The sequence below is a fragment of the Pradoshia sp. D12 genome, assembly GCF_008935075.1.
Classification (GTDB): domain Bacteria; phylum Bacillota; class Bacilli; order Bacillales; family Pradoshiaceae; genus Pradoshia.
Window position 1 is genome coordinate 2,920,326 of sequence record NZ_CP044545.1, and the last position, 17,025, is coordinate 2,937,350.

Sequence of the window (17,025 nt, forward strand, 5' to 3'; positions counted from 1 at the left end):
TTACTATTTTTCACCAAAATATAGACCATTACAGACCTTTAGAAAACCAGAATGGGTAAGTATCTACATATCATAAATTTTAAACAAAGCAAAAAGCCGCAGAAAATTATTCTGCAGCTCTAATGCCAGGCTGTTTTGTCCAAGTTGTTCATGAACCGACAAGTGTTTAAGTGTGTCTTGATATCATCCCACTGCCCATATTACGCATTCTTACAATGCTGGCATTCCATTTCGTTTATTTGTCCATTGCTCACTTCAAAAATACGGTCTGCCATAGCCAGTACCTCCGGATGATGGCTGATGAGAATAACAAGTTTATCTCCCGCATGGGCTTTAATGGCCTGAAGAATGGAGGATTCATTCAACGCATCAAGATTGGTCGTAGGTTCATCCAGGATGAAAACCGAGGCATCATCCAGGAATAATCTGGCCAACGCTAATCGTTGGAGCTGTCCACTTGAAAGATTTTCACCGAATTCTTGAAGATGTGTATCCAATCCTTCTGGAAGACTTTTTATAAATTGATACAATCCTGCTTTCTCACAAGCATCCCAAATTTCTTCATCCTTATATTTTTTATACATCGTCAGATTCCGGCGCAATGTATCCGAAAATACAATTGTATGAGCATCAACCATACTGAAATGATTCCGGTAAGAATCGGCATCATACTCCTCGGCTGGCACTCCATTTAATAGTATGGTACCTTTCGTAACTGGAATATCCCGCAGCAGTAATGAAATCAATGTTGATTTCCCCGTACCATTATCTCCCCTGATGCCAATAATTTCTCCTATTCTCCATTCAAAATTAACGTTTTTATATAAATGTTTGCCTTTTTCATACTCAAATTGAACATCTTTATATTTAATATTACCAATATGGACGAGTTCACGACTGCCTCCCTCATTTACCTCAGGAGTAATATTCATGATTCCTAAGACACGTTTAGCACTGGAAAATGTATGAACAAGGCTCGAGCTAAGCTGCGATAAAGCTAGTGCAGGACCAAAGGAAGAATAAAGCAGCAGCATAGCTAAAAGCCCTGTACCTGCATCCACTTTACCAATTCCGTATAAATAAATAGATATACCAATTTGTATAAACACTGAAAGGTATAATGCCCCATCCGTCAATGCCTTGAGTAGACCTTCATGTTTCTTAAGGGACAAAGTAGAATTATTTAATTCCTCACTATATTCGTCAATTTGATTAATTGTCTGTTGCTCCTGTCCAAAAATGTACAGTTCCTTCAACCCTTTTAATCGATCAAGGATATATTGACTTTGCATGCCAAATTGAACACGATAAGCTTCTCCTGCTTCTTGTCCGCTTCTGTACACACTTTTCGGAACAACATAGCTTATTAACAAATATGAGAACAACGCTGCAACAGCATAAAATGGATGAAAAGACCAAAAAATCGCCAGATAAACAATTCCTGTGATAAAGCTAATACAAACAGGAGCTACTGTGTGCGCATAAAACACTTCAAGCATTTCTACATCCTTAGTAATAACATTCATAAGCTCCCCTTTTTGAAAGCTCATTAATTGCCTATTCCCAAGCTTTCCAAGGGATCTAAAGATATGAAACCGGATAGTAGCCAGAAGCCTAAATGCAATGTAATGGGTCATATATTGCTCGCACAGACGAAAAACAGCACGCATTATACCTGCTGTAATAATCATAATCAGCAACAGTCTTCCATTTCCAAAGTCCTTAAGGCCCATTACATCCAAGAAAGCCATCCCTCCTATAAGACTTATGGCTGAAACCGCCAAATAACCTAATGTACCAAGAAGGATTGTCAGCATCATATGTGGAATAAGCGGCTTTAATATTTTCATTAATTGAATCAAATTCTTTCCGCTGCTAATCATACTGCACACCTTCCGATTGATTGTTGTTCTTCAAATAGCTCTGCATAAATGTTCCCATTGTTCATAAGTGTTTGATGATTGCCTTGTTCAGCTATTTTTCCATTGGAGAATACATAGATTTGATTTGCATCTACTAAACGCTGCAAGTGATGGGTAATCATGATAACCATTTTTCCCTGACGGCTGATTCTTTGAATAATATCAAGAATATCATCTTCACTACTACGGTCGATATTGGCAGTAGCTTCATCAAAAATAAACACTTTAGGATTCTTTAACAGCATTCGGGCAATTGCTAATTTTTGGCGCTGTCCGCTTGAAAGATTCGTCCCTCCGCTTTGAATTTTATAATGAAGGTTAGCAGCAAATTGATCTAGCTTCACAAACCTAATAATCTCTTCTGCCTCTTCTACCTCCAAAGTTGGTTTAGCCATCATTAAATTAGAAAAAATCGTACCTTCAAAAATATAGGAACGGTTACTGACACAGCCAATCAATCGATGCACCTGATCAATAGGCAGTTCCGCTAAAGATGTCCCACCGATTTCAATTGTTCCATTTTCCGGTTCAACGAAACGTTGCAGAATATGTGTAATAGTCGTTTTTCCTGCACCAGAAGCACCTGCAATTCCCGTCACCTCGCTTTGCTTGATGACAAGATTGCAATCCTGCAAAGCCGGTTTTTCAGCATATGGATAAGTATAGGTTATATTTTTAATGCATAAATCTCCTGTGATATCCTTATGAACAGCTGGTTCTTCTTTTTGCGAGTCAATTTTTAAAATGGAGGATAATAAATTCAAGGCACTCGTACCATTCATACCTACATGAAAATAGGATCCCAACAGTCGAAATGGTACAAAAAATTCAATCGCCAGCAGAGAAAAACAGATAAAGCCAGTTAAACTTAAGTTTCCATTTTTATAGGCAATCACTGAGCAGACGATTCCCAAAGCTGCTCCTAAATAGGCGATTAAATCCATAATGGTGATAGATTGCAATTGCATCCTAAGCACCTTCATCGTCATATAGCGGAATTCCTCTGCTTCCTTATTCATAATCTCTCCGTATGCCTTTTCTCCGTTATAAATTTTTAAGGTGCGCAGTCCCTCTACACCTTCAACGAACTTTTTACCAACATCCAAGTATTTATTCCAATATGTTTTAAAAATTCTCTTTCCAATTTTTACGCCGGCCACAATGGCAACCGGAATTAAAAAACCACTGATCAACAACATAAGCGCAATTTTCCAATTCAATTTTGCCATTACCACAAATAGCAGGACAGGAGTCAACAGGCTATAAAAAAATTGCGGCAGATAACGACTGTAATAAACATCAATATTCTCGATACCTTCTACCGCGAGCTGGCTAATTTTACTGATTTCCAGTTTGGTAATCTCTTGAGGGGTCAGTGAAAGAAGCTTTTCAAACAGTTCTCTCCGCACCTTATGCTTTAGCTCAAATGATGTATAATGTGTGAGCTTTGTCGAGTAATAATGACAGCCGAACTTTATAGCTATAATCAATCCAATATATAAAATGTAGTACATATCCATAACGATATTATGAACATAGAACAAGGCAGAAAATAATTCCGCAATCTCAAATACAATCACTATATTTATAACAACATTCAATAATTGCAATAATGTAACTTGAACCAAAACAGGGATGATTCCATACTTTTTTGCATAAATCATCATTTCTTTTTGAATCATATTTGTTGCACTTCCTCTTGATTATTAATCGTAGGAATTTTTATAAAAACAATCAATTTAACAACTGCCAACACGCATAGAACAATGCGAACGTGCAAATGATTGACCATTAAACCGCTGATTAGAAGTAATAAATACACGGTTAGTAAAATCGTTAATTTTCTTCTTAAAGTAAGACCACCATCCCTTTGGTAGCTCACTACATATTTTTCGTAAAATGACTGTTTCTTCAGCCAGTTTTCACATTTAACTGAATTACCAGCGAATAAAATTGCTGTCAGTAATAGTAAAGGTGTCGTTGGTAAAATAGGAACTGCGATTCCAATTAAACCAAACAATAGAGATATCCATCCCAATCCCAGTAAAATTAGTTTTTTCATCTGTCTTCCCCCACTAAATATGTATCAATACAAGCCATACTATAGAGCCTAACCCTCCAACTATATGAACGGCCGTACAATTTTTTTGTTTCTTTAAAAAAGGAATTATTGCTGTCAGAGCAATGATAAGCATATAAATGATATAACCAAATAAATTAGAACTCATTTGAAATAAATATATAAATATACTTATCAAGGCTATACAACCACTCCATCTATGAGTAAGTTTTATCGGTCTATTCTTTTTAAACAGGTGTAAAACCCCAAAGAATAAGCAAATAAAAAAAGAAAGTTTATGTAATGTCAACAATATCATTAGAAACCACCCGTACATTATTATTTTGATATATTAATATTATTGATAATGATTATCAATGTCAATGATAAATTTATCAAGTACCTGTAAAGATTCTTGATTAAAAGATTATAAAAAAAAGCCAACTCATTAAATGAGTTGACCTGTATTTTATAGAATCTATTCTTCGTCTTGTATTAACTTCCCGTATTTCTTGGATAAAGCAAAAAACAATGCGGATAACGCCAATACTCCGGCAGTAGCAAAAGTTAAGTATTCCTTTACTACTTCACTCATACCTTCCTTTGGCAATATGGATCCTAAAAAAAGAAATACAGCAAACATAAGGAGAGTTGTACCAAAACGTTTATAATCTATCATTTTCTCTTTCAAGGAAACTACCACCTTTCAAATAAACTAGTAATACAGTAACACGATATTCCTCCCTATGCTAATGTAAATAGTGGCAGGCGAACCACTAAAATAGATGGACAAAATGGTAGTAATATTTATGAACAATCTTATTATTTTTTAAAGAAAACAAAAAAAGTTCTGTCTCAGTATTTCGACAGAACTTCAAAATTTTATTTTAATTCTTTTACAATTCCCATTGCCAGTTGAGCTGAATGCAACGCAGCCTTTTCCAGGAATTGATCAAATGATAAATCTGACTCTTTGCCAGCAATATCACTTAATGCGCGCGTAACTACAAATGGAACACTAAACTGATAAGCCACCTGAGCAATAGCGGCTGCTTCCATTTCAACTGCCTGAAGCTGTGGAAACTTCTCTCTTACAAATCGAACACGTTCAGGATCAGACATAAATACGTCACCGGTTGCGATTAACCCTTTTCCAACTCCAACCCCGTCTATACCTGCAGCCACTTTCTCTGCAAGTGATACAAGCTTTTCATCAGCAATAAATGCTGCAGGTAATTGTGGAACCTGTCCGTATTCATAATCAAACGCCGTAACATCCACATCATGGTGACGTACCTCAGTTGAAATGACCATATCTCCTACATTTAATTCTGGGTTATAGCCACCTGCTGAGCCAGTGTTGATGATAAAATCAGGCTTGAACTTTTCAAGAAGGACAGTTGTTCCCATGGCAGCATTCACTTTGCCAATACCGGATTTTAACAAAATAACATCCACACCAAACATCTGTCCAGTTGTATATTCTGTATTAGCAATGACAACAGACTCGGCACTTTCTATATTCTCACGCAAATAAGCAACTTCTTCTTCCATTGCGCCAATAATAGCAATTTTCATCAGTATAACTCCTTTATTACAAAAATTAAAATGACATGTACCATTTTACCATAAATCATCTGCATAAACAGACCACTAATCCTTTATTGGAACTAGAGTATTCCAGGCATTTTTGGTAGACTTAGTTTGAAAATGAAGGAGGCAAAAAAAGTGGAATTTAAATTAGAACTAATTGAAGACAAAGTTGAATTTTTCGAGGCATCCTCAATTCAAAACCTTGAAAAACAAATCCAACAAAAAATAGATCAAAACAAAGCAATCATGCTATCCGTACACCACATATCCCACCAAATCCACACCACCCCCGAAGGCAAACCCATATACACAGCCGTAGTACACTATAAACTAAAAAGCTGAAGGGCCTTGTTCAGGAGTGAGGAGCATAAGACATAGGCTCGAAGGGGATGTTTCTCCCCCGTAGAGGCTATGCTTATGTCCCGAACTCCTAGGCCCTGAAGCTGGATTAACTAAAAAGCTAAGACGACTGTTCAGGCCCGAAAAGCATAAGACGAATACTCGGAGGGAGACGCTCTTCCCTCCCGCAGAGTATTTGCTTATGGCTCGAGGGACTAGGAGTCGATGCTGGATTAACTAAAAAGCTGAGACGACTGTTCAGACCCGAAAAGCATAAGACGAATACTCGGAGGGAGACGCTCTTCCCTCCCGCAGAGTATTTGCTTATGGCTCGAGGGACTAGGAGTCGATGCTGGATTAACTAAAAAGCTGAAACGGCTCATGTTAAGGAACGAAGACTAAAGGCGCCACGTCCTGTGGCAACGTCTTCATGACCAACATCCTGTTGGCCCGCATAAGACATAGGCTCGAAGGGGATGTTTCTCCCCCATAGAGGCTATGCTTATGTCCCGAACTCCTAGGCCCTGAAGCTGGATTAGATAAAAAGCTGAAGGGCCTTGCTCAGCCGCGACAAGCATAAGAGGAGTTGCGTAGGGAGAACGCTTTTTTCTCCCGCAGCAGCTACACTTATGACTCGAGCGGTTAGGCCCTGAAGCTAGATTAACTAAAAAGCTGAGACGACTGTTCAGGCCCGAAAAGCATAAGACGAATACTCAGAGGGAGACGTTCTTCCCTCCCGCAGAGTATTTGCTTATGACTTGAGGGACTAGGAGTCGAAGCTGGATTAACTAAAAATCCAAAAACGGGTATATTAAGGAACAAAGACTAAAATCGTCACGTCCTGTGGCAACATCTTCATGACCTACATCTTTTAGGCCTCCGAAGCATAAGAGGAGGCACCGTAGGGAGCTTATTAGGGATTAAAGGCTTAAGTACACTACTTCGTGCGGCAACGCCTTTATGACCTGCAGAAATGAATAATAGGAGGTGCTATTTATGGGGAGAGAAATAAAGTTTGATGACGATAAGCATGAACTGATTTTAACTCTTACAGGTTTAACAACTTTTTTTGCTTTAAAACGAAAGATTCAAATGCCCTACCCTCTAATAAAAAATGTTTTAGTAGATTATTTCGACGCTCCTACACGGATGATACGGATGCCTGGTTCTTCTATTTCATTCTTAAATATTTATGAAGGAAGTTATAAATATCAGAATGAATGGTATTTTCTTTCATACAGCGGTAGGATACCGTTGGTCATCATAGAATTGCAAGGACATAAAAAGTATAGATATATTATTTTCCAATGTGAAAATCCCACAAAAACCGCATCCGAGATTCGAACACATTTAAGAGATATTGACTGACATGATACATCCTTTTTGAAATGGCTACGATTACCTCTTTGTATTTCCACTCTTCAAATTATCTGGATTTCCCTTAAAAGTAACAATCAAAAAAGCTGCCAAACACGGCAGCTTTAAAAGTATTTTTATTTGGTTAACTAGCTTTGTCATTCTTTATAAGTTTTTCTACCTTTGTCGGTTTCCATCCTTCACCATCAACCCATTCGATATATACACGATACGTGCTTGATCCATCTTTAGGTGATACAGTACCAATTGCCTTATTCGGTTCACCGCCATTTTGTAAATACCATAAGGTCATATTACTTTGATCTATGCCAGCTCCATAGGCAATGGCTTGCTCCATTTCATTCCAATCAGTGGAACCTTTCTCGTATTGTGTAACATGCTCTCCACTTTGTTCCGTACCTACTGGCTTCCATGAAGGATCAGAATACGCTTCTTCCACATTTCCATCAGAAGCTGTTTCTTCAACTTTCTCAGACTCTACTGCATCTTCAGATTCAGAGGAATCTTGATCAGCGTTTTGGTCTTGATCTTGGCCCTCTTCGTCCTCATTCTCAGATGCTTGCTCATCTTCATTCATTGCAGTTTCTTCTTTGTCAGCTTCCTCTTTGTCAGCTTCGTCTTCTTTATTGGTTGCCGATTGATTACTTTCAGGATTGGTATCAGCCTTCTGACTTGCCGGTTCATCATTATTACCTAAAAATATAGTAGCTCCCACAACGACAATAAGGAGAACGACAACTGTAATCAGTATATTGTAGACTTTGTTTACCTTTTTATCCTGACGTTTATCCATACGCGAAGGATATTTATCTTGCCTATCCATATACACTTCCTCCTCAAATTTATAATAAAGATTATTTTAACATGGATAGGTAATCACTAAAAGTTATTCAATTTTTCGTCATATTTTTTATTCCAGGCCTCTTTTTTGATTAATTGCATGTATCCCATTGACCATTTGTAAGTATAAAGGAGTTACCGCACCCGACTTGCTCGCTGTATCCAGATTTACAATCACCATCGCATATTTAGGTTTTTGAAAAGGAAAATAACCTGCAAACCATTTATTGTACATCTGTTTTGTTTTATCTTCCTTGGCCCCAATTTCTGCTGTTCCTGACTTACCAGCAACATCGTACTTGGCTGTATGTAGATTACCCGCAGTGGCATATTTCCCTGTTGTTGTTACTACTCCTCTTAATAATTGCTGTAGCTTGCTGGCTGTTATTTTTGAAATGGCTTTACCTTCTATAGGCTGCTCTTTGAAGGTGGCAATGGTTAATCCGTCATCATCGACCGCTTTAGTGGCAGCTCTAGCCATCATTCTTTCACCGCCTCTGGCAATCGTGGCCATCATATTGGCGATGGCAAGCGGAGTTACTTTTACATTTAGTTGACCAATCGATGTATTCGCCACAAAATTCTCATCCTTCTTCATGGAGGATTCTGTCCATATGACCCCAGATTTTTCTTCCGGCAGTTGTTTAATGAGAGATGTATGGAATACACTTCCATTCCACCCAATTGGTTGAATTAAGCCAAGCCGCTCAGCATACTCTTCAATAAGATTCGGATTTTTATCTGCCAATTCCTTTCCCAGAACTCCAAAAACTTGGTTGCTGCTTAATGCAAACCCTCGCTTAAAATCAACCATTCCTAGCAATCTTCCTGTATTTTTATCAACAGGTCGCCCTAAATGATCCAAATTACCGTTAAATTCTCTTCCATTCAGGTTTAGGCCTTCTTCTATGGCAGCAGCTGCTATAACCGTTTTAAATACGGAACCAGGAGTCTGTGGAGTAATCATTTGATTATGGTTACCCTCATTGTTTACATCTTTATTTACAAGCGGTGTGGAAAACATAGTCAGAATATCATTAGTCTCAACATCTAAAATGATGATTCCGCCTTTTTTCAGCCCACTATCATCAGCAACTTGTTCTGCAAGTTTTTGATAGTCCTGATCCAAAGTAGTCTGTATATTAATTCTTTCACCAGATTGACCTTCGTCCAAATAACGGATATCCACTCCAAACATTGGCAGTCCATTGGCTGCTTTGTGATAAACTAGTTTTTTACTGCCATTACCCTGCAGGAAGATCTGAAAGGCTTTTTGCAATCCTGTTTTCCCTACTTTTGTTTGATAATCAACCGGTGTATAGCCTATTTTATTAGCTTCATCTATTTCATTCTTATTTAATGTCAGGGACCCTAGAAGATGGCTTGCTGAAGGATTTGCTATAACCTCTCTCTTCTTTACACCTATAATACCTGGAATATGAAGATTGTTAATTTGCGCAATTTGGCTATCTGTTAATTCTGTTATACCTTTATTTTCATAAATAAATGGTTCCTCTTCACTCTTTATCCTTTGTAGTAGTATTTCTTTCTCTATCTCAAGAATGTCTGCCACTTTATCTGCAGGCCAATCTAAATGTTTAACAAATGGAAAGAGTACTAACACCGATTTGTCCTGATAGGATATCGACTTACCTTCTCTATCAAGAAATCCACCTCTCCCATCATCCAAAGTGATTTCGTCAATTCTTTGTCTCACACTATTCTCTAATAAATTTACCCGGTGTTTGGAATATTCCTTTGGCTTCACTATCTGTATATGTACCAGCTTGGCTATTAATAAAGTAAACAGCAATAGAAAAATAATTCCTGTCCCCAATATTCTTTTTTTCATTTAACACACCCCTTACTGTTACCAGTTTCGACGGGGCTTGCCTATTTCAAACTATAATTGAACAAATAAAAAAGGCACCTAAAATAGGCGCCTTGCTGGTTCTTTCTTAAATTTCAAATTATTGAACGGATACGATTACGACTTCCATATCTCCACCTGGAGTAGAAACCGTTACTTCATCACCTGGTTTTTTTCCCATTAAACTGCGGGCAATAGGAGAATCATTTGAAATTTTATACTCAAATGGGTCAGCTTCTGCAGAACCGACAATTATATAAGTTTCTTCTTCACCATCAGGTAATTCTTTAAATGTTACGGATTTTCCTAATGTAACCGTTCCATCCTGAGATGCACCTGACTCAATAATTTGTGCATTTCTAATCATATTTTCAAGTGTAGTGATTCTTCCTTCAACAAATGCTTGTTCTTCTTTAGCAGAGTCATACTCAGAGTTTTCGGATAAGTCACCGAAACTGCGTGCAATTTTAATTCGTTCTACAACTTCTTTACGTTTAACCGTTTTTAAAAGTTCTAATTCTTTCTCTAATTTTTCTTTTCCCTCTTTAGTCATTGGGAATACTTTTTCAGTAGCCAAAAAATTTCACTCCTTCTGTACTTTCACCATGCAGCACCAACCGCTCCATGTGATCATGTGTATATATATGCACTTAATAACTATGTATATACCTTTATTGGTATAGGAATTGCGCGTTCTCAATCGAACGCGCAATTTACACTCATTGTTAGCTTAATTTCTTTTTATCGATTTGTCTATTAATTTTATCAAAATTTTTTCAAAAATGAGTAACTTTTTTGTTATTTTTATGGAAATTGGTGTAAAAACAAAATATTCCTATAAAAGGGATTTTTGCTCCAAAATCGTTTGGATTTTAGTACCAATTACATCAATAGCCACGTAATTGTGTCCGCCTTCAGGAATAATAATATCCGCATAGCGCTTAGTAGGCTCAATAAATTGGTTATGCATAGGACGTACCACAGATGTGTATTGTTCAATGACTGAATCAATTGAACGGCCCCGTTCTTTTATATCACGCATTAAACGACGTATTATACGAAGATCTGCATCGGTATCAACAAATAGTTTAATATCCATTATATCGCGTAATCTCTCATCTTCAAGTACCAAGATTCCCTCGAGAATAATAACGTCCTTAGGTTCAACAGGAATTACATCCTCAGAGCGTGTATGCATAGCATAATCATAAACCGGCTTTTCAATTGCTTCATAACGAAGCAATTTGTTGATATGCTCCAGCAATAGATCATTATCAAAAGCCAATGGATGATCATAGTTTGTCTTTAGTCGTTCCTCAAAAGGAAGATGGCTTTGATCCTTATAATAATAATCTTGTTCTAGAATCATGATGGAATGACCCTTGAATTTTTCATAGATTGCTTTTGTTACACTCGTTTTCCCTGAACCCGAGCCACCTGCAACCCCAATTACAATTGGCTTAGTCATTTTTAGTTGTTCTCCTTCCTCATCATATCATATGGATGAACCGGTTGATCGACTTTTAAGCGGACAGTCATAAGCGGATGTCTTGCAGCATCTAATTCATTGCCGTCCTCATCCCAGATTGTTCCGACTGTTTGCGTAAAGTTTTCGATATTAGGTCCGAAAAATTCAATTTCGTCTCCCGGTTTAAAGTAATTTCTTTGCTGTAACGTGACTATAGATGTATTTTCATCATACGATAAGACAAGCCCGGCAAAGTCATGCGTTGTTTTGTTATTATGATTGCCAAACATTTGCTCCTTATGGCTTGGTACACCTTCAAAGAATGCGGGAGCTGTTTCCCGATTCGCACACTTATTGAGCTCTGTAATCCATTCCTCTTTGAAAACAAAATTGTCCGGATCCGCACAATAAGTATCTATAACCTTGCGATAAACACTGACAACTGTTGCAATATAATGAATGGATTTCATACGGCCTTCGATTTTTAAGCTGTCGATTCCCATCTCTATCATAGTTGGGATGGATTCAACCAGTTTCAAATCTTTAGGACTCATCGCAAACGGTTGGTCTTCATCTTCAAATAATGGTTTTTCACCATCTTCCGTATTAGCGAATAAATGATAATCCCATCTGCATGATTGGCAGCAGCCGCCTCGATTAGAATCACGGGCTGTCATATGGTTAGATAGCGTGCAGCGCCCTGAATAAGCAATACACATCGCCCCATGAATAAAGGTTTCAATTTCAATATCAACCTTTTCTTTCATTAGCTTGATTTCTTCTCCACTCGTCTCACGTGCCAAAACAACACGATCCAGCCCTTCTTCTTTCCAAAACTGTACAGCTTTCCAGTTTGATAAGGATTGCTGTGTACTTAAGTGGATTTCCAGCTTTGGAGCAGCCTTTTTACAGGTCTCAATTATTAACGGGTCAGCTACTATAATACCTGTTACTCCAGCTTCTTCAATCCCTTTTAAATACTCCGGAAGTCCATCGATGTTCTCATTATGAGCAAAAATATTAGTGGTCACATATATTTTAGCGCCGTATTGTTTAGCAAACTCCACGCCTTCTTTCATTTCTGCCAATGAAAAATTTCCGGCATTGGAGCGCAATCCATATTCCTGACCGCCAATAAATACGGCGTCGGCACCATAACGGACAGCGATTTTTAATTTTTCCAGGTTACCGGCAGGAGCCAGTAATTCCGGTTTTTTTACAATAACGCGTTTTCCGTCAATAATCTCGGAAATTTTATTTTCTGACACGGACATTCGGTCATCCTCCATTCCCTGTTAATAAACAGTCTCCTTGAAAAAGAAGCCTGTATCCAGCGATCTGTTTGCCGGTTGAATTTCTTCAGCTTTCTGCAGCAGTTCTTCCTTCTTATCTTCGTATAGATCCGGATTCTCTGCATATAAATCAATTGCCTCGCGATACAATTTGGTTACTTCAATAAGATAGTCAGAATCCTTTAAGATTCCATCAATTTTAAAGGAGTCTACCCCAGCATCGAGCATTTCTGCCAATTCATCAATAATGCAAATATCATTCGGACTCATAATATGAGTGCCGTTTTCATCTTCAAAGATTGGATATTTAGCGTTACGCTCAGGATCGTGCAGGAATAAGCTTTTTTGATCCTCCAGGCTATCCACTTTCATATTGCGGCCTTGGTAATTAAAGTAATTCCCGATAAGCGTCCGTTTTGACTGAAACATGGCTGTCATTCCATGCACCTGTACTTCAATCTCGACTTTGGCATGTTCTTTAATTTCAATGATAGCGTCCATATTAATTTCCCGGGCAAGGACTGCACGCTTAGCTCCTTTTGTTCCCCAGTAATTACACGTGAACCAGTTGGTCGCTGTTGTTTCTGTATTCCAATGCAGTGGCAGGTTCGGAGTTGCTTCACGAGCAGCCATCAAAACAGCTGGATCTCCAAAGATGACAGCATCAGCTTGATTGGCATCTAAGAAACGCAAATAATCGGACAGCTCGTCCACTTTCTCATTATGGAAGATGGCATTCATAGCCACATATACTTTCTTTCCTTTTGAATGGGCTAGCTGGATTGCTTCTTTAACAGCCTCTCTGTTAAATTCTCCAGCCAGTCTCAGTCCATAACGTTGTTCCCCTATAACAAATGCATCTGCACCTGCATCAATTAATGGGATGATATCTTCAACCTTAGTAGGTGTTAGTAATAGCTCAGGGGTTTTCATGCCTTTTCACCTCGTTTAATACTGATAGCCAAACCATCCCCGACAGGGATAATGACAGTATCAAAGTTTTCCTTATTCATGAGCCATTCATTATAGCCTTTTATTTTATTAACTAAATTTTTTGTTCGTTTAGATTCAATCTCTTCCTGTTCAAGAGCCACCAAGCCTTTAAAGAGAACATTATCGGAAAGGATAATTCCTCCCTCTGCCAAAGACTTTTCATATATTTCAAAGAAACGTTTATATTGTCCTTTAGCTGCGTCGATAAATATACAATCAAAAGGTCCTTCTGGAGAGACAGCTGATTCTGTCTCAAGGGCGTCACCTTTTATAATCTTTATTCTACTCTTCATGTCCGCTCTTTCAATAAAATGATGAGCTTTTTCAATACGTTCCTCATCTCTTTCAATTGTCAGTATTGAAGCTTCTGGCAGCGTATACGCCATTCGTAAAGCAGAATAACCAATTGCTGTTCCAATTTCTAAAATTTTTCGCGGCTTTTGGATTTTTAGAATCTGTAACATAGACTCCATACCGGTTAATTCCATAATCGGAACACCATTTTCCCTTGCATACTCTTCCATTTCACTTAATAAATCATTTCGGGAAGGTACAAGAGTCTGTAAATAGTGATCAAGATTCTTATTCATCCTTATTCCTCCAAACCCTGTACTTTGCTTAATTCAAAAAAATGAGAAAGCCAGGTGGCTTTCTTTAAATACATACACTATTTTTATGCACTTCGAATATTTTAGCATATTTAGGGGAAAGAAGCGAAACGTTTCTTCTCTTCCATAGTTCCCCTCCAAATGCTTAATTATTCGTTATATGTTTTGCCTTATCTTTATTATGTTCTTCTAATGTTTTATTAAAGATGACTTCTCCCGATTTAGTAGCAAGGAAATATAGGTCATCAATATCTGCAGGGTTTAATGCCGCCTGAATAGAGGTTTCACCTGCATTGGCAATTGGTCCAGGGGTTAACCCCTTATGTCGATAAAGATTATATGGTGAGTCGACTTCTAAGTCTTTGTATGTCACCCGATCTTTATGCTCTCCCAATGCGTACAGAACAGTTGGATCAGTTTGCAATCGCATATCCTTCTCCATCCTGTTTTTAAACACAGCAGATATTTTATCCCTATCCACCTTCTCAGTTGCTTCTTCTTCAATTAAGGATGCCATTGTTAATAGTGTATGCGGTGTCCATTTATCCTTGGACATTTCATCCTTATACTTCGCTAAGATTTCGTTGGTTTTTTTTACCATATCGCTAACAATTGACTCTATTGTTGGATCTTCCTCATAAAATGAATACGTTGCTGGATATAAATATCCTTCCAATGGATATCTGACATTCTCGGCAAGAATATCATCCGTTAATAAATCAGGATACTTATTCATCATTTCTTTAATAAATCCATTTTTATTTATAACGGCTAAGACATCTTTTGACTTTTTGCCTGTTTTCTTGGCAATAATTTCTGAAATTTGTTCCAGATCTCTTCCTTCCGGAATAGTAATTCGATAGGTCTCAGCTACAATTCCATTTTTGATTTGATCGATGATTTCCTGAATTGTCATAGATGGTGATAAATTATAGGTTCCAGCCTGGAAACCAGATTCATTTTTAAACTTGACATAGTATTTAAATACTTTCGCGTTTTTAACGACTCCATTATCCTCTAATGTTTGAGAAATCAAACTAATTCCTGAACCACGAGGGATTTCCACCTTGATTGCATCTTTATTATCTGGGTCAACAGGTTTTAATGCGGAGGAGATATACAAATACCCACCAAGTCCAACAAGCGTCATGACAAGGATGACAGCAACTAACGAAACAGTAACAATTTTCCGTACCACTCTAGCTTCACTCTGTCTTTCAAGTAGCTTTATTTTCATTTGCTCTTTCTTCCAATTTTTATCATTATCCAAAAGTGATGCCCCCCTAAGGCATTTTATTACAAGCCCTCTTTATTTATTGCAAACATTAGCGGAATCTGTCAATGATTATCATAAAACTTTTTCTTAAACCGCTTGATTATATAATAAATTTCATGAATTGACCATTACTTTTTTATAACATGCTCTATTTTTCGGAGAATTTACCTAAAATCTCTTGAATAATCATCCTTTCACCATTCCTTGTAAAACCATTTCATCATTATTCCACAATACTTAAATCTACACATAAAAAAACTCCCCCGATAAAACCGGGAGAGCTATATTTTCAGTTTATTCTTCTTCGTCGAAGAATGTATTAATGACTTCTTCAACTAGAGCCCATTCTTCATCATCTTCTATATCATTTAATGTTCCGACTTCACCTGTTTCATCAGGAATATAAGAAGCTACATGGATGAGGTCTTCATCTTCTTCGCCTTCGTTTCCTACTGGTGCAAATACAACGTATTGCTTATCATAATCATCCAATTCGAACGTAAGTAATATTTCGTGTAACTGCTCGTTACCATCTTCATCAACAATTGTTATCATATTTTCTTCCATGTCTGATCACCTCTAAATTATTTGCCGCCACTATCTAAATATCCTTGCAGAATTAAGACAGCGGCCATTTTATCTATAACTTTTTTGCGTTTTTTACGGCTTACATCTGCATCTAATAAAACCCGTTCTGCGGCCATTGTGGTTAAACGTTCATCCCACAAAACGACCGGAACCTTATATCGTTTTTCAAGCTTTGAAGCATAATACTGACTTGCCTCGCCTCGCGGACCTACAGTTCCATTCATATTTTTCGGCAAACCTACGACAAATTTATCGACTTTATAAGGTTTAAGGATTTCATCTAAACGTTTCAGGCCAAGCTGATTTTTTTCTTCGTCAATTGCTATGGTTTCCAAACCTTGAGCAGTCCAGCCCATTTCATCACTGATGGCGACTCCCACAGTTTTACTACCCACATCAAGACCTACAATTCGCATATTATCCCTCTCGTTGCTGCTCTAAATAAGATTTGACCAGAACTTCTATAATCTCATCTCTTTCAAGCTTTCTAATAAGATTTCGTGCATCATTATGACGCGGAATATAAGCAGGGTCTCCTGACAAAAGATAACCTACAATCTGGTTAATAGGATTGTAACCTTTTTCATTTAGAGCATTATAGACTTCCATTAAAACATGGCTAACGTCATGCTCAAAAGAATCCTCCGGGAAATTAAATTTCATTGTTTTATCAAATGAACTCATTCCAACGCACCCCGCTTTCATTCAAAAAGCTATATTTCCATTGTTCCTCTTATTGTACACTACTTAAACCTAATAATAAAATTCGAATGATAGTTTTGGCTAGTCAATACTATCCA

18 protein-coding genes are annotated in these 17,025 nt (G+C 37.6%); 2 read left to right on the forward strand and 16 right to left on the reverse strand.

Annotation, left to right across the window (positions count from 1 at the left end):
* Positions 1-200: 200 nt before the first annotated feature.
* The 5 genes from F7984_RS14035 to mtnN all read right to left on the reverse strand — a co-directional run bounded on the left by F7984_RS14035 (position 201) and on the right by mtnN (position 5,559).
* Positions 201-1,883, reverse strand: a complete 1,683-nt coding sequence (locus F7984_RS14035) for an amino acid ABC transporter ATP-binding/permease protein (protein WP_140461992.1) — start codon at positions 1,881-1,883, stop codon at positions 201-203.
* On the reverse strand, positions 1,880-3,604 hold the full coding sequence (locus F7984_RS14040) for an ABC transporter ATP-binding protein/permease (RefSeq protein WP_140461991.1): 1,725 nt from the start codon (positions 3,602-3,604) through the stop codon (positions 1,880-1,882). The genes F7984_RS14035 and F7984_RS14040 overlap by 4 nt, the downstream gene beginning before the upstream one ends.
* The gene (locus F7984_RS14045; RefSeq protein WP_066105347.1) at positions 3,601-3,984 is read right to left on the reverse strand and encodes a DUF454 family protein; all 384 of its coding nucleotides are present in this window, start codon (positions 3,982-3,984) and stop codon (positions 3,601-3,603) included. Before F7984_RS14045 ends, F7984_RS14040 begins: the two co-directional genes overlap by 4 nt.
* A 475-nt stretch (positions 3,985-4,459) precedes the next feature.
* Entirely contained in the window at positions 4,460-4,672 is a 213-nt protein-coding gene (locus tag F7984_RS14050) for a YrhC family protein (RefSeq protein WP_077248071.1), read from the reverse strand.
* Positions 4,673-4,863: 191 nt separating this feature from the next.
* Entirely contained in the window at positions 4,864-5,559 is a 696-nt protein-coding gene (gene mtnN / locus F7984_RS14055) for a 5'-methylthioadenosine/S-adenosylhomocysteine nucleosidase (protein WP_140461990.1), read from the reverse strand.
* Between the two features lie 150 nt (positions 5,560-5,709).
* Between mtnN and F7984_RS14060 the strand changes: the two genes are divergently transcribed.
* Both F7984_RS14060 and F7984_RS14065 read left to right on the forward strand, forming a co-directional pair.
* Entirely contained in the window at positions 5,710-5,916 is a 207-nt protein-coding gene (locus tag F7984_RS14060) for a DUF2536 family protein (RefSeq protein ID WP_066105356.1), read from the forward strand.
* A 993-nt stretch (positions 5,917-6,909) separates the two neighbouring features.
* Positions 6,910-7,281, forward strand: a complete 372-nt coding sequence (locus tag F7984_RS14065; protein WP_066105359.1) for a hypothetical protein — start codon at positions 6,910-6,912, stop codon at positions 7,279-7,281.
* A 133-nt stretch (positions 7,282-7,414) separates the two neighbouring features.
* Here F7984_RS14065 and F7984_RS14070 read toward each other — a convergent pair whose 3' ends face one another.
* The 11 genes from F7984_RS14070 to F7984_RS14120 form a co-directional block, all read right to left on the reverse strand.
* The gene (locus F7984_RS14070; protein WP_225983610.1) at positions 7,415-8,113 is read right to left on the reverse strand and encodes a YrrS family protein; all 699 of its coding nucleotides are present in this window, start codon (positions 8,111-8,113) and stop codon (positions 7,415-7,417) included.
* Positions 8,114-8,200: 87 nt separating this feature from the next.
* Positions 8,201-9,982, reverse strand: a complete 1,782-nt coding sequence (locus F7984_RS14075; RefSeq protein ID WP_140461989.1) for a penicillin-binding transpeptidase domain-containing protein — start codon at positions 9,980-9,982, stop codon at positions 8,201-8,203.
* A 118-nt stretch (positions 9,983-10,100) separates the two neighbouring features.
* A complete protein-coding gene (greA, locus tag F7984_RS14080; protein WP_066105374.1) occupies positions 10,101-10,577 on the reverse strand; it encodes a transcription elongation factor GreA in 477 nt (158 codons plus the stop codon).
* Between the two features lie 258 nt (positions 10,578-10,835).
* Entirely contained in the window at positions 10,836-11,468 is a 633-nt protein-coding gene (gene udk, locus F7984_RS14085; protein WP_066105382.1) for a uridine kinase, read from the reverse strand.
* A 2-nt stretch (positions 11,469-11,470) separates the two neighbouring features.
* Complete coding sequence (locus tag F7984_RS14090; RefSeq protein WP_066105385.1) at positions 11,471-12,742, reverse strand: peptidase U32 family protein; 1,272 nt, start codon at positions 12,740-12,742, stop codon at positions 11,471-11,473.
* A 21-nt stretch (positions 12,743-12,763) separates the two neighbouring features.
* Positions 12,764-13,693: a peptidase U32 family protein gene (locus F7984_RS14095; RefSeq protein WP_140461988.1), complete on the reverse strand. Its 930-nt coding sequence runs from the start codon at positions 13,691-13,693 to the stop codon at positions 12,764-12,766.
* Positions 13,690-14,343: an O-methyltransferase gene (locus tag F7984_RS14100; protein WP_066105391.1), complete on the reverse strand. Its 654-nt coding sequence runs from the start codon at positions 14,341-14,343 to the stop codon at positions 13,690-13,692. Before F7984_RS14100 ends, F7984_RS14095 begins: the two co-directional genes overlap by 4 nt.
* Before the next feature lie 163 nt (positions 14,344-14,506).
* Positions 14,507-15,631 carry an endolytic transglycosylase MltG gene (gene mltG / locus F7984_RS14105; RefSeq protein WP_225983611.1) on the reverse strand — a complete coding sequence of 375 codons (1,125 nt, stop codon included), beginning with the start codon at positions 15,629-15,631 and terminating at the stop codon, positions 14,507-14,509.
* Positions 15,632-15,931: 300 nt separating this feature from the next.
* Positions 15,932-16,204, reverse strand: a complete 273-nt coding sequence (locus tag F7984_RS14110; protein ID WP_066105394.1) for a DUF1292 domain-containing protein — start codon at positions 16,202-16,204, stop codon at positions 15,932-15,934.
* 17 nt (positions 16,205-16,221) lie between these two features.
* Positions 16,222-16,641 (reverse strand): Holliday junction resolvase RuvX, encoded by a 420-nt coding sequence (gene ruvX, locus F7984_RS14115; protein ID WP_066105397.1) that lies wholly within the window; start codon positions 16,639-16,641, stop codon positions 16,222-16,224.
* Position 16,642: 1 nt separating this feature from the next.
* Entirely contained in the window at positions 16,643-16,909 is a 267-nt protein-coding gene (locus tag F7984_RS14120) for an IreB family regulatory phosphoprotein (protein WP_066105399.1), read from the reverse strand.
* Between the last annotated feature and the right edge of the window lie 116 nt (positions 16,910-17,025).